This window comes from Sorangium sp. So ce448 (genome assembly GCF_051520915.1).
GTDB lineage: Bacteria > Myxococcota_A > Polyangia > Polyangiales > Polyangiaceae > Sorangium > Sorangium cellulosum_B.
This window is the reverse complement of record NZ_CP150343.1, coordinates 131,530-144,655: the sequence shown is the minus strand read 5'-3', so window position 1 is coordinate 144,655 and position 13,126 is coordinate 131,530. Positions and strand designations below refer to the sequence as shown.

Below are 13,126 nucleotides of genomic sequence, written 5' to 3'. Positions count from 1 at the left end.
CCCCGGGGCGCGCGCTCCGGTCGACGAAGCAAGCCCCTCGTGTCGCGCCGCCGCCCACCTGACGGGCGGCGGCGCGCCTCGCGCGGTGTCAGCCGCCGAGGAGCGCGCGCGTCCGCTGCTCCGCGCGGCGCCCCTCGGCGGCGAGCCGCTCGACGAAGCGCTCGACGATCGGATTGCGCCGGAAATTCTCGCGCGTCATCAGCTCGACGGGCAGCGGGTCGACCTCCGCGACCTCGACGTCGAGCCGCGAGCGCGCAACCTCGGTCAGCGCGAGCGCCGGCGCGAGGCCGATGCCGAGCCCGCCGGAGACGTACGAGACAAGGAGCGACACGCTCGACACGTCGATCGTCGAGATGGGCCGGATCCGCTCGCGATCCAGGTACGCGTCGAGCATCCGCCGCCCCACGCTGCCGGGCGCCAGCCGGAGCAGCGGCTCGTGCCGGAGCCGCTCGCGCAGCGCCGGCGCCGTGCCCTTGAGCCGCGGCCCCACCCAGAGGAACGGCTGCACGAACAGCGGCAGCTTCACGAGGTCGCCGCCCGCCGAGGACGCCGACGCGAGGCCCAGATCCACCTCACCGCGCTCCACCCCTCGCGCGGCGTCGACCGAGTTCGCCGTCGTGATCGCGAACCGCACCGGCGCGCGCTTCTCGAGCATCTGGCGGATCACGGGCACGAGCAGCCCCTTGCCGAGGTAGTCGCTCGCCGCCACGCGCAGGGTCGTCGACGGCTCCCCCGCCAGCTCCGAGAGCAGCTCGAACACCCCCTCCGCCTGATCGAACAGCCGCGTGATCGCGCCGAGCGCCGCCTCGCCGGCCGGGCTCAGCCGCACGCCGCGCCCATCGCGCTCGAACAGCGCCACCCCGAAGCGCTCCTCCACCCGGCGCACCTGCTGGCTGATCGCCGACGGCGTCTTGTGCAGCCGCCGCGCCGCCTCGGCGACCGAGCCCGACCGGGCCACCATCAGCACGTCCTCGAGCGCGGGGAGCAGCGACGCGTCCATGTAGCCTTACTTAATCGATCGTGAAAAAAGTTTCATTCGACTTAATTCTCTCGCGCCCGCATAGTCATGCCGCTCGCCCGACGTTGCACCGCCAGACCGGCGGCGGCCGGCCGCCTTCGAGGGAGGCCGCTGGCGCGCCCTGGCGCCGGCGTCGGGCCGGTCCGCTTCGCTTCGCACGCCGTCCCCTTCACCCCCCTTCACCCGATTCCAGCGCACCGCGAGAGGCCATCATGGGTAAGAGTCTCTATGACAAGGTTTGGGACCTCCACAAAGTCCGCACGTTGCCGAGCGGCGAGGACCAGCTCTTCATCGGCCTTCACCTGATCCACGAGGTGACGAGCCCCCAGGCGTTCGGGATGCTCCGCGATCTCGGCCTGCGGGTGAGCATGCCCGAGCGGACGTTCGCGACCCTCGATCACATCGTCCCGACCGACAACCGCAAGCGGCCGTTCAAGGACACGCTGGCCGAGGGGATGGTCGACGCGCTCAAGAAGGCGTGCACCGAGCAGGGCGTCACCTTCTTCGATCTCGAGTCGGGGAAGCAGGGCATCGTGCACATCATCGGCCCGGAGCTCGGCCTCACGCAGCCGGGCATGACGATCGCGTGCGGCGACTCGCACACGTCGACGCACGGCGCGTTCGGCGCGATCGCGTTCGGGATCGGGACGACGCAGGTGCGCGACGTGCTCGCCACGCAGACGCTGAGCCTCCAGCGGCTCAAGGTCCGGCGGATCCAGGTGGAAGGCAAGCTCGGGCCGGGCGTCTACGCGAAGGACATCATCCTCGAGATCATCCGCCGGCTCGGCGTGTCCGGCGGCACGGGCTACGCGTACGAGTACGGCGGGTCGACCATCGAGGGGTTCTCGATGGAGGAGCGGATGACCCTGTGCAACATGTCGATCGAGGGCGGCGCCCGGGTCGGCTATGTCAACCCGGACCAGGTGACGTTCGAGTACATGAAGGGGCGTCCGTACGCGCCGAAGGGCGAGGCGTGGGAGAAGGCGCTCGAGTACTGGCGCTCGATCGCGTCGGACGAGGACGCGCGTTACGACGACGTCGTCCGGATCGACGCGAGCGAGATCGCGCCGACGGTCACCTGGGGCATCACGCCGGGGCAGGCGATCTCGGTGAAGGAGAAGGTCCCTGCGGCCGAGGACGTGGCGAACGAGTCCGAGCGGGCGCTGATCCGCGAGGCGCTCGAGTACATGCGGCTCGAGGGCGGCAAGCCGATCGAGGGGACGAAGATCAACGTGGCGTTCATCGGGAGCTGCACGAACGGGCGCCTCTCGGATTTCCGGGAGGTCGCGCGGCGCATCCAGGGGCACAAGGTCGCGCCGCACGTGCGCGCGCTGGCCGTCCCGGGGTCGATGGATGTGGCGCGCGCGGCCGAGGCCGAGGGGCTGGACCGGGTCTTCCGCGAGGCGGGCTTCGAGTGGCGCGAGCCGGGCTGCTCGATGTGCCTGGCGATGAACCCGGACAAGCTCATCGGGGATGAGCTGTGCGCGTCCTCGTCCAACCGCAACTTCAAGGGCAGGCAGGGGAGCCCCACGGGGCGCACCGTGCTCATGAGCCCGGTGATGGTCGCGGCGGCCGCCGTCCGCGGCGAGATCGCCGACGCTCGTGACGTGTTCGGAATCTGACGACGCTCGCACCCGAGGGAGATCCCAATGGCACTCGAACTGATCCAATCCGTTACTGGCCGCGCCGTTCACGTTCCGGGGGACGACATCGACACGGACCGCATCATCCCGGCGCGCTTCCTGAAGTGCGTCACCTTCGACGGCATCGGCGAGCACCTCTTCAAGGACGTGCGCTTCGACGAGCGCGGCGAGAAGCGGGAGCACCCGCTGAACGACCCGCGCTTCACGGGGGCCACGGTGCTGATCGCCGATCGCAACTTCGGCTGCGGGTCGTCGCGCGAGCACGCGCCGCAGTCGATCGCGAAGGCGGGTTTCAAGGCCGTCATCGCCGAGAGCTTCGCCGAGATCTTCTTCGGCAACTCGACGACGCTCGGCATCCCCTGCGTCTCGGTGAGCCGCGAGGACCGCGCCGCGCTCGTGGCGCGCGTGAACGCCGACCCGAAGACCCCCGTCACGGTCGACCTGCAGGAGCAGGTCGTCCGGGCGGGGGGCGATCTCGCGGTGCCCTTCACGATCAAGCCGGGCGCGCGCGAGTCGCTGATCCGGGGCACCTGGGATCCGATCGCCCAGCTGCTCGAGGGCGCCGCGGAGGTCCGGCAGGTGGCGGCGCGGCTGCCCTACGTGCGGGCCGCCTCCGCGCAGTAGCTCCGCGCTCGATCGGGGCGCTGCCCCAACCTGGGGCGCGCGAGCACCTCGCGAGCACCGCCTCACCACCTCAACCTGCACCACCGCAACCTGGGTTACCACCGCAACCTGGGTTACCACCGCAACCTGGGTTACCACCGCAACCTGGGTTACCACCGCAACCTGGGTCGGGCCACCACGCCCATGCCCCCAAGCACCTCAACCCGGGTCGGGCCACCACGCCCACGCCCCCGAGCACCTCAACCCGGGTCCGGCCACCACGCCCACGCCCCGCCGAACCTCAACCTGGGTCGGGTCATCCAGGGTCGGGGCATCCAAACCTCAACCTGGGTCGGGTCATCCAGGTCACCCCCTAGGTCGCGTGGTCCAGCTCACTCAAGAAGAAAATTCCCCCATCCTTCCGTCCCCTTACCTGCCGGACACCCCCCATGGCGCCGGTTGGCTCAACGTGACACGTAGCCAGCGCTCCCCGTCACACTGCGGCCCCGTCTCGCTGCGCGGCTGGGCGCGCAGCGGACGCCCCGCGACCGCGAAAAGCCGGCCGATACGCGTCGCTCTGTGCGGCCGGCGACGCCACCGAGCAGGCGGACGCGCCTGGCATGTCCAGTGCTTTATCTCCACGCGAGCTCTCCGAGTCGGCGCTGAGACGCCGCGCGCAGCAGCGCTCGCATGCTGCGGCGCAGAGCCATCGTTCCTTGATCGCGTGTCTCGCACAGGCACGCAGGATGGAGTACCCCCATGCGTTTCGCGATCTTCTCCTCTCTTATCTCGCGTTCGTCAGCCGCTCGCTCCTCTCTCCAGGGTCTCATTGCGCTCTCCGCGCTCGTTGTGCTCACCGGCGCCAAGGGGCAGGGCTGTGGGGGCGTGGACGAGCCCCCACAGCCACCAGAGCCCGACTGCGGTCCTGGCTTTCACTGGGAGACGGTCTGTTCACCGTGCGAGATCGGCGAGATGTGCGAGGAGCAGTGTGTGCCCGACAGCATCTGTCCTGCTGACTGGAGCGAGCAGACCATCTGCAGCGGCGGCACCACCTCTTCGGGCCAGGGTGGCTTCGCCGGCGGCACCGCCATCCCCGTCGATCCGGGCGAGTGCTGGACCGAGTGCATCCCGCCGCAGCCGTACTGCCCGCCGGGCACGATCGAGCAGACCGTGTGCGGCGGCACCACCACGGTCGGCGTCGGCGGCTCCGGCGGCTGGGGCACCGGCGGCATGCCGATGCCTTCCGAGCCGTGCTGGACCCAGTGCGTGCCCGTCGAGCCCTATTGCCCGCCCGGCACCACCCTGCAGACCTTCTGCGACGAAAGCACCACCGTCACCAGCAGCAGCGTCGGTGTCGGCGGCTCGGGTGGCTGGGCGGGCACCGGCGGCGCCGATGCGGGCGCGAGCCCGCCGTACCCCGGCGGCGGCTGCTGGAACGAGTGCGTGCCCACCGGGCCCTACTGCCCGCCCGGCACCACCCCGCAGACCTACTGCGACGGCGGCACCTCCGTCACCAGCAGCAGCAGCGTCGGCGTCGGCGGCTCGGGTGGCTGGGCGGGTACCGGCGGCGCCGGCGGGGGCACCGCTGGCGGGGGCATGGGCGGCTCCGATCCAGGTTTCGCCGCGCCGCGCCCCCCCGGCGGCAGCTGCTGGACCGACTGCGTGCCCACCGAGCCCTACTGCCCGCCGGGCACCACCCCGCAGACCGTCTGCAGCGGCAGCAGCAGCAGCGGCGTCGGCGGCACTGGCGCCTATGACGGCGACTGGGGCGGCTGCCGGACCGAGTGCGTGCCCACCGAGCCCTACTGCCCGCCGAACAGCATCCCGCAGACCGTCTGCGGCGGCAGCGCGGTCTCGGTCGGCAGCTCGGGCAGCACCGGCACCGGCTACGGCGGCGCCGGCGGCGCCGGCGGCGCCAGCCCGTACCCCGGCCAGGAGTACTGCTGGACCGAGTGCGTGCCTGTCGAGCCCTACTGCCCGCCGGGCACGACCCAGCAGACCATCTGCGAGGACGGCGAGCCCGTGCCCGGCACGAGCAGCAGCGGCACCGGCATGGGTGGCATGCCCTTCCCCGGCGGCGGTTGCTGGACCGACTGCGTGCCCACCGAGCCCTACTGCCCGCCGAACAGCATCCCGCAGACCGTCTGCGGCGGCAGCAGCTCCGTCTCTGTCGGCAGCTCCGGCAGCACCGGCGGCGGCGCGGGCGCCATGCCCTACCCCGGCGATTGCTGGACCGAGTGCGTGCCCGTCGAGCCCTACTGCCCCGCGGGCATGATCGAGCAGAAGGTCTGCTCCGGCGAGAGCAGCAGCAGCAGCACCGGCACCGGCATGGGCGGCGCCGACGCGTACCCCCCCGGCGATTGCTGGATCGAGTGCGTGGAGGGAGCCACCTGCCCCCCCGGCGCGATCATCCGGACCATCTGCGAGGAGCCGAGCGGCGGCGGCGCCGGCGGCCCCGTCTGCCGGACCGAGTGCGTCCTGATGCTGCCGTGACGCGACGGGCGCGGGCGATCCCCCCGACCGCGGGAGGTTTCGCGAGCGAAACGCCGCCGCCCGCGGGCTGGAGCGCCGCCGCTCCCATCCGATGACGAAGGCGCCGGGAGCGCCAGGGGAAGCACGATCCCCTGGCGCTCCCGGCGTTTCGGCGTTCCAGGACGGCACCGCCGCGGCGTTGCGCGGCTGTCATCCGCCGAGGATCGTACCCGATACCAACGCACGGAGCGCCCGAGAGCACAACGTTCGGGACCAGGCCGCGACCCGCATTGAAGACGGTGGAGCAGGCCCTGAGGCGTGCCTGCTCGATCGACGTGATCCGTGCCGTCGACGGCCGCTGGTCCATTGAAGAGCGCTTCGAGAGAGGGCGATGGGCGAGGTCCGCCGTCACCACGATGAGGCTCGCTGTTTCACCGGCGGGCACCGCCACATCCCCTCGCGCTCTTCGCGCACGCCTTCTTGACGGTTGATCGGGCTGCCTCCGACGCTGCGGGCGGGTCTGGCGGTCCGGCGATGACCGCGATCCAGCGCTCGCCCTCTTGACGCGGCGCTCCGGAGGAGCCCCGCCAGCCTCGTCCTTCCCCGGATTCGAGGATGCCCGCGGGCCGGTTGATTGGAATTGACATCGGCAATGTGAACGTTCACATTGCCGTCGAGGGGCATCCTTTCGCTTCGGCCTCCTCGGTCGCCTTGGGCACCGAGATCTTCGTCATCTGTTCGCTCTTCATCGATTTTTGCACCGATTCGATTCGTCTGGCCTTCGAGAAAGCGATTGCTGATCGAGGGTGATTGGCGCTTTGCCAAGGGCCATCCGCCAGAGGACACGACAGACATCGCGTATTCGGGTGCGCCCCAGGGCGCCAGCCTGCTGCCAGCCGCTCAGTCCGCGCCAGCGAGCCACGCCGCTGTAGCGGATCTCTAGCGGTCGGCGCTCTCGATGGCCCCGCCTTGAGCACGAACGAGATCCCCGTCAGGGCGATCTGATCACGAGTACGCGGCCGGCCGCACTGCGCCTTCGGCTCCGTCTCCGAAAGCAGCGGTTCGGGTCGCCCCCAGCGTTCGTCCGGCGCCAGCGGCTTCTCCGTGCCGTATTCCGCCGCGCGCTCCGCCTCTCCCGGGCGAGGGGCCAAGCGGGCTGTCGCCAGGCGCTCTCATGCTGATTCAGCGGCGCGAAGCGCGGGCGAAGACAGCTCCGCGCCGCGACCGCATGGAGACAGTCCGCGCTCTTACAGCTGGCATGAACCATTGAAGTCGGGAGCACTCATGAACTCTGTTGCTTGCGAGGAATCATGCGAAACTTGATGGACCGTTATCTCTGCGCGGCGCTGATCGGCCTCTTGCCGCTGGGCGGCGCGTGCTCGGACGGGTCGAGCAACCCCGGTCCGGGCGCCGGCGGTGCGTCAGCCAGCGCCGCTGGCACGACCACGACCAGCGGGGTGGACGCCAGCGGTACAGCCGGCGCAGGCGGCGCGGCCGGGGTCGGCGGCGCGGCCGGGGTCGGCGGCGGCGGCGGCTCCGGAGGCCAGGGAGGCGACGACGACCAGCTGGAATGCCCGCCTGCTCCTCCTGAGACCGAGCTCTATGCCGCCGACGCCACCGGCGTCACCTTCAACCTGGAGGCCGGCCTGCTGAGGTTGGAGGTCTGCAACGAGAGCATCATCAGGGTCCAGTACACCACCGCCTCTTCGCCCCCTGACAAGAACTCGCTATCCGTCAACAACGAGTGGGACAAACCGAGCTTTTGCGTCGCGGAGAATCAGGGGACCGTGACCATCACCACTTCACGGCTGAAGGTCAACGTCGACACGACCAGCGGCCTCGTCACCTATGCCGACCTGAACGACGGCGTCATCCTGTCGGAAGACAGCAAGACCTTGACACCCGTGACCGTCGAGGGGGTCAGAACGAACCGCGTCGAGACCGTCTTCAACTCACCCGCCGACGAAGCCTTGTTCGGTCTTGGCCAGCACCAGGACAACGTGGCGAACCGCAAAGGGACGACGCGGCGCATCGTCAACGTCAACACAGAGATCAACGTTCCTGTACTGGTGTCCAACAAGGGCTACGGGATCTTCTGGGACAACTATTCCGCCTCGAACTTCGACGGGACCAGGTCGAGCAACAGCAAGTACAGCTATTCGTCCGAAGCCGGCGACATGGTGGACTACTACTTCTTCTATGGTCCGAGCATCGACCAGGTGGTGGCCCGGTACCGCACCGCGACCGGCGCAGCCCCGTTGTTCCCGAAGTGGGCCTACGGGCTCTTCCAGTCGAAGGACAAGTACGGCAGCCAGGCCGAGCTGCTGAGGATCAAGGACGGCTACCGCAACAACGATATCCCGGTCGACTGCATCGTTCAAGACTGGGATTACTGGACCCCGTACGCGTGGGGCTCCCACTTCATGGATGAACGCCGCTATCCGGATCCGGCGGCTCTCATCGCCGAGATGCACAAGGCCAACGTCCACACGATGATATCGATCTGGCCGGTGTATCAACGCGTCAACACCGAGCGGAAGGCGGGAGAGATGGGCAACTACAACGCGCTCGATGAAATTGGGGCCCTGTACCCCAGCAGCGGCACACACCGCTTCTACGACACGTTCAACCCCGCCGCCAGAGCCCTGGTGTACCAGCAGATCCATGATCGCCTGCTGGGGCCGCACGGCTGGGACGGCATCTGGGCAGACAACACCGAACCCCAGGCCTACCCGGACCCCGTGAACGTGCGGGCGGCGGATACCGCGCTCGGCAAGGGGGCGCTGTACCTGAACGCCTATCCCCTGGCACACGCCGCAGGAGTGTACGAGCACTGGCGTGGCATCGGCCCCAAGCAGAAGCGGGTCTACGTCCTCACCCGCAGCGCCTTCGCCGGCCAGCAGCGATACGCCACGACGTGCTGGTCGGGGGACATCGACAGCAATTTCGCGACCTACGCCAAGCAGATCCCCGCCGGGCTCAATTTCTCGCTCGCGGGGATGCCCTACTGGACCACGGATATCGGCGGGTACTGGGGCCACAACGTGGACTGGACCACCAGCGCGAACAATGAGCTCTTCACCCGCTGGTTCCAGTATGGGGCCTTCTCCCCGATCTTCCGGATTCACGGAGGCGGCTCGAGGGAGCTGTACAGCAACAGCTGGAGCGCCGCCACCAAGGCCAATCTCCTCAAGATCGACAACCTGCGCTACCGGCTGATGCCTTACATCTACTCATTGGCATGGAAGGTGACCAGCGAGGGCTACACCATGATGCGGCACCTGGTCTTCGACTATCCCAGCGATGCGAATGTATTCAACATCAAGGATCAGTTCCTGTTCGGCCCTGCGTTCCTGGTCAACCCCGTGACCACCGCGGGCGCTACCAGCCGCTCCGTTTATCTCCCCGCGGGGACCTGGTACGATTTCTGGACAGGCTCGACGACAGACGGCGGACGTACGGCCTCAGTTCCCGCGCCGCTGAGCGAGATGCCGCTCTTCGTCAAAGCGGGCTCGATCGTGCCCATGGGTCCCAGCATCCAGTATGCGACGCAGAGCATCGACCCCCTGGAGATCCGGATCTATACAGGCCAAGACGGGTCCTTCACCCTCTACGAGGACGAGGGCGACAGCTACAACTACGAGGGCGGCCAATATTCGACGATTCCATTCACATGGAACGAGTCTACCAAGAGGTTGACCATCGGCGCACGGAAGGGGAGCTATACCGGAATGCCGGCCAGCAGGACGTTCAGGGTCGTGCGGGTGGGCGCCAATCATGGCGTCGGCGTCGACGTCACCGCTGCTCCAGATCAAGTGGTCACCTACAATGGCTCAGAGGTCGTTGTAACCGCGAACTGAGCGACGGCTGTCGAGGGAATTTCAATCCCCGTCGCTTCCAACCTGCCCGTACCTGAACCCGAACGCCCACGCCGGGAACACCGTGGCCGCGAAGCCCGCGCCGAGCCCGTAGAGGACCTCGTCGAGCGGCACGCCGAACAGCGCCCTCCCCGGCAGCAGCACGCTGGGCCGCCAGGTGCGCTCGAACACGCCGGGCACGAGCGCCGCGAAGACGAGGCACAGGCCGAGGTAGAGCGCGGCCGACAGGAGCGCCCCGAGCAGGCCCGGCACGAGCAGATCGCGGCGCGCCCCCACGAGCGCCGCGGCGAACGCCGTCATCGCCGCCACCGCGGCGTAGAGGACGGGCACCCCCGCCGCGACCAGCGCCCCGGCCGCGGCGAGCGCGAGCGCGATCACCACCCCGGCCCGCAACCACGGTCGCGCGCGCGGCGCCCCCTGCGCCGCGCAGGGCACGGGCGCGCGGCGGAACACAACGGCATAGACGGTCGACGAAAATCCGCTGAGCCCGACGACGAACAGCACGTCCTCGATGCCGAACCCGATCCGATCGGCCAGGTCGAACAGGAACTTCGGGGCCCAGTACCTCGGGTAGAACAGCCGCTCGGTCGCCGCGAACGGCAGCGAGGCGAGCGCCATCCGCTTCATCAAGGGGCGCAGATCCGGGCGCGCGAGCCAGATGACGCCCCCTGGCAGGAGGAAGAGCGACGAGAGCAGCAGGAACTCGTGCGACATCGCGCCCTCGCTCCTCAGCGCGCGGCGAGGGCGATGACGGTCGAGCCGACCAGCGACAGCGTCGCCGCGCCCGCCGCCGCGACCCGGACCAGCAGCAGGCGCGAGCCCGGCGGCGCCGGGCGGGCCAGCAGCACGACGAGCGCCGCCGCCGCCGGCGCGAGCAGGCCCGCCCCAGGGCTCAGGCCCACCGCGCCCAGGCCGACCGGCGCGAGCACGAGCGAGAGCCCGTTCAGAAGGACCACGCAACGCGCCGCCCGCTCGCCGCCCACGCGCACGGGCAGCGTCCGCTTGCCGCTCTCGCGATCCGAGGGCTCGTCCGGAAGCGCGGTGGCGATCGCGCAGCCGAGGTGGCTCGGCAGCAGGAACGCGAGCAGCGCGAAGGGGAAGCGCGCCGGGTCGCCCCCCTGGGCGATGTACCCGTAGAGCGGCAGGACCGCGCCGACGCCGACCATCTGGAGCAGCTCCCCGCCGCCGCGGTACGACAGGCGAAGCGGCGGGTAGCTGTAGGCCCAGAGCAGCAGGAGCGCCGCGATCGCGAGGAGCACGAGCAGCGGCGCGGCGGCCGTCGCGAGCGCCGCGGCGAGCGCCGCCGAGACGGCCACGAGCGCCGCGGCGCACACGACGGTCGCGGCGCCGAGCGCGCGGGGCGAGAGGCGCCCCTCGACAAGCACGCGCGAGCCGCCCGAGAAGGGCGTGGCGGTCCGGTTGCGGCGATCGGTCTCCTGGTCGGCGACGTCGTTCGCGTAGACGATGAAGAGCTGGTTCAGCAGGCCGAACAGCTGGACCGCCGCGAGCGTCCCCACGTCGAGCGGTCGGCCGGCCGCCCGCGCGCCGACGAGCTGCCCGAGCAGCAGCGGGAGCGCGATGCTCGGCTGCGAGGCCAGCCGCGACGCATCGAGCCACGCTCGAAGCGCGCCCGGCCGGACGCTCATCGCCCCTCGCCCCGCGACAGGCCGAGGCGATCGGCCAGCTTGGCGCGCAGATCGGTGAAGGGCAGGTCCCAGCGGCGCTCGCCGTCGAGGCGCCAAGCCTTGAGCGGGATCAGGTCGACCTGGGCGAGCAGGCAGTGGAGCTGCGACTCCTCGGGCGGCTCGCGGATGAACGAGAAGGGGTTGCGGTACTCCCGGCCGTTCAGCTGCGAGTACTTGCGGTCGTTGCTGGCCACGAGCTCGACGAGCGTCCTCTGCCGGCCGTCGAGGTAGTCGAAGAACGAGACGTCGAAGGGCCCGATGCCCGCGCGCTCCTCCGGCTTGCGCATCACCCAGCGCGCCCAGTCGTAGCCGTAGAGGAAGTCGTGCGCGTAGCGGAAGCGCAGCTTCGACTTGTTGCCGAAGCCCAGGCAGAGCGACACCACGCGGCGGGCGAAGTCGCCGATCGCGGGCGCGCTCCCGGCCTGCCACAGGCAGCAGGCCAGGTAGTCGACATCCCAGAAGATGTTGTCGGGGAAGTTGTCGGCGACGGCGCAGATCACCTCGCCGAGCCCGCGGGCAAAGGCGCGCGCCCGCTCGGCGTCCTCGCTGCCGTTCACGATCTGCTCGACCAGGGCGACGGGGGTGGGCGCGCACGGCCGGCCCGGCGCGACCGAGGCCCGCGCGCCCAGGAGGAGCGTGAGCCGCTCGAGCGCGTCGCGCTCCTCCGGGGGGATGACCGCGACGCCCGTCATGTCGGCCCTCCCCCGGCGCGGAGCCCGGCGGCGAGCACGGCCGCCGACAGGACGACGATGCCCCACTGGATCGCGCGGTGGAGCTCGCGCTTGTAGGCCGCCTGCGCGGCGAAGGCGTTCGTCACCGCCTCGGGGCTCTTCTCGAGGAGCCGCGCCCTGAAGAAGAGCGCCACGGCCGCCGCCGGCGCGACCGACCAGAGCGGCGGCGCGTCCTCGGCGAGGAGGGGCGCCGCGAGCCAGAGGAGCGGGCCGAGCCCGGCGAGGGCCTCGGTGGCCCGGCGCGTGGCCGCATTGCCGAGCAGCGTGGCCACGGTGCGCTTGCCGCCGGCGCGGTCGCTCTGCTCGTCGGACAGCCCGCTGGCCAGCGCGCTCGCCAGCGCGAGCAGGAGCAACCCCGGCAGGAGCGCGACGAGCCACGCCGGCGCCAGCACGCCGCACTGGGCATACGCGTGCAGCACGGGGAGCACGCCGCCGACGCCGGCCATCTCGAGGAGCTCGCCGCCGCCGCGGTAATTGAGCCTGATCGGCGGCAGCGTGTAGGCGACGAAGACGACCTGGCCGAGCGCGGCCAGGGGGAGCAGCAGCGGGCGATCGAGCGCGACGCCGGCCCCCCAGGCCATGAGCAAGGCGGAGACACCGGCCCCGAGCCCGGCGAGCAGGAGGGCCTTGGCGGGAAGGATGCCGTCCGGGATGGTCTTCGGCGAGCAGCCGTCCGGGAACATGCGTCGCTTGAGGGCGTCCACCTCGCGATCGCCCCAGTCGTTCAGGAGCACGACGAAGGCGACGTCGGCCATCATCCACAGCGCGCCGAAGGCGAGGGCCCCTGCGGACAGCCGGCCGGCGACGGCCGCGCCCACCGCGTGCCCGTATGCGGCCGGGACGAGCACCTTGGGCCAGCTCGCGGGTTTGAGCGCGTACGCCCACCGCGCTCCAGGGCTCATCGACTCGAGGCGCATGGATCAGCTCCCCCTGCTGCTAGCACAAGAACATCCACGCTTCGGGGCTACATGAGCCCGTCCGGGAAAACGGACCGCCTTCCGCCGGGCACGGCAGCGTTTCCTTCCACGCCGATCTGCGCCACCTTACTCCCCCGACAGCCTCCCCACGCGACCCAGTGCGGCACGTCCTCCTCCCC

General features: G+C 70.4%; 10 protein-coding genes. 5 read left to right on the top strand and 5 right to left on the bottom strand.

The genetic code is table 11. The features are described 5' to 3' along the window. Nucleotides 1-88: 88 nt before the first annotated feature. The gene (locus WMF45_RS00595) at nt 89-1,000 is read right to left on the bottom strand and encodes a LysR family transcriptional regulator (protein ID WP_437715030.1); all 912 of its coding nucleotides are present in this window, start codon (nt 998-1,000) and stop codon (nt 89-91) included. Nucleotides 1,001-1,230: 230 nt separating this feature from the next. Here WMF45_RS00595 and leuC point away from each other — a divergent pair, with 230 nt between their 5' ends. From leuC to WMF45_RS00570, 5 genes are all read left to right on the top strand, one after another. Next, complete coding sequence (leuC, locus tag WMF45_RS00590; protein WP_437715029.1) at nt 1,231-2,640, top strand: 3-isopropylmalate dehydratase large subunit; 1,410 nt, start codon at nt 1,231-1,233, stop codon at nt 2,638-2,640. A 27-nt stretch (nt 2,641-2,667) separates the two neighbouring features. Beyond that, the gene (gene leuD, locus WMF45_RS00585; RefSeq protein ID WP_437715028.1) at nt 2,668-3,285 is read left to right on the top strand and encodes a 3-isopropylmalate dehydratase small subunit; all 618 of its coding nucleotides are present in this window, start codon (nt 2,668-2,670) and stop codon (nt 3,283-3,285) included. A 738-nt stretch (nt 3,286-4,023) separates the two neighbouring features. Then, nucleotides 4,024-5,757: a hypothetical protein gene (locus WMF45_RS00580; RefSeq protein ID WP_437715027.1), complete on the top strand. Its 1,734-nt coding sequence runs from the start codon at nt 4,024-4,026 to the stop codon at nt 5,755-5,757. Between the two features lie 594 nt (nt 5,758-6,351). Beyond that, on the top strand, nt 6,352-6,546 hold the full coding sequence (locus WMF45_RS00575) for a hypothetical protein (RefSeq protein ID WP_437715026.1): 195 nt from the start codon (nt 6,352-6,354) through the stop codon (nt 6,544-6,546). A gap of 512 nt (nt 6,547-7,058) precedes the next feature. Next, nucleotides 7,059-9,596, top strand: a complete 2,538-nt coding sequence (locus tag WMF45_RS00570; protein WP_437715025.1) for a glycoside hydrolase family 31 protein — start codon at nt 7,059-7,061, stop codon at nt 9,594-9,596. 21 nt (nt 9,597-9,617) lie between these two features. Here the strand turns inward: WMF45_RS00570 and WMF45_RS00565 are convergent, their stop codons facing one another. The 4 genes from WMF45_RS00565 to WMF45_RS00550 are packed head-to-tail and all read right to left on the bottom strand — an operon-like array spanning nt 9,618 to nt 12,947. Beyond that, complete coding sequence (locus WMF45_RS00565) at nt 9,618-10,328, bottom strand: lycopene cyclase domain-containing protein (RefSeq protein ID WP_437715024.1); 711 nt, start codon at nt 10,326-10,328, stop codon at nt 9,618-9,620. A 14-nt stretch (nt 10,329-10,342) separates the two neighbouring features. Beyond that, nucleotides 10,343-11,260 carry a prenyltransferase gene (locus WMF45_RS00560; RefSeq protein ID WP_437715023.1) on the bottom strand — a complete coding sequence of 306 codons (918 nt, stop codon included), beginning with the start codon at nt 11,258-11,260 and terminating at the stop codon, nt 10,343-10,345. After that, a complete protein-coding gene (locus tag WMF45_RS00555) occupies nt 11,257-11,991 on the bottom strand; it encodes a ferrochelatase (protein ID WP_437715022.1) in 735 nt (244 codons plus the stop codon). Before WMF45_RS00555 ends, WMF45_RS00560 begins: the two co-directional genes overlap by 4 nt. Further along, nucleotides 11,988-12,947, bottom strand: a complete 960-nt coding sequence (locus tag WMF45_RS00550) for a prenyltransferase (protein WP_437715021.1) — start codon at nt 12,945-12,947, stop codon at nt 11,988-11,990. Before WMF45_RS00550 ends, WMF45_RS00555 begins: the two co-directional genes overlap by 4 nt. Nucleotides 12,948-13,126: the final 179 nt, after the last annotated feature.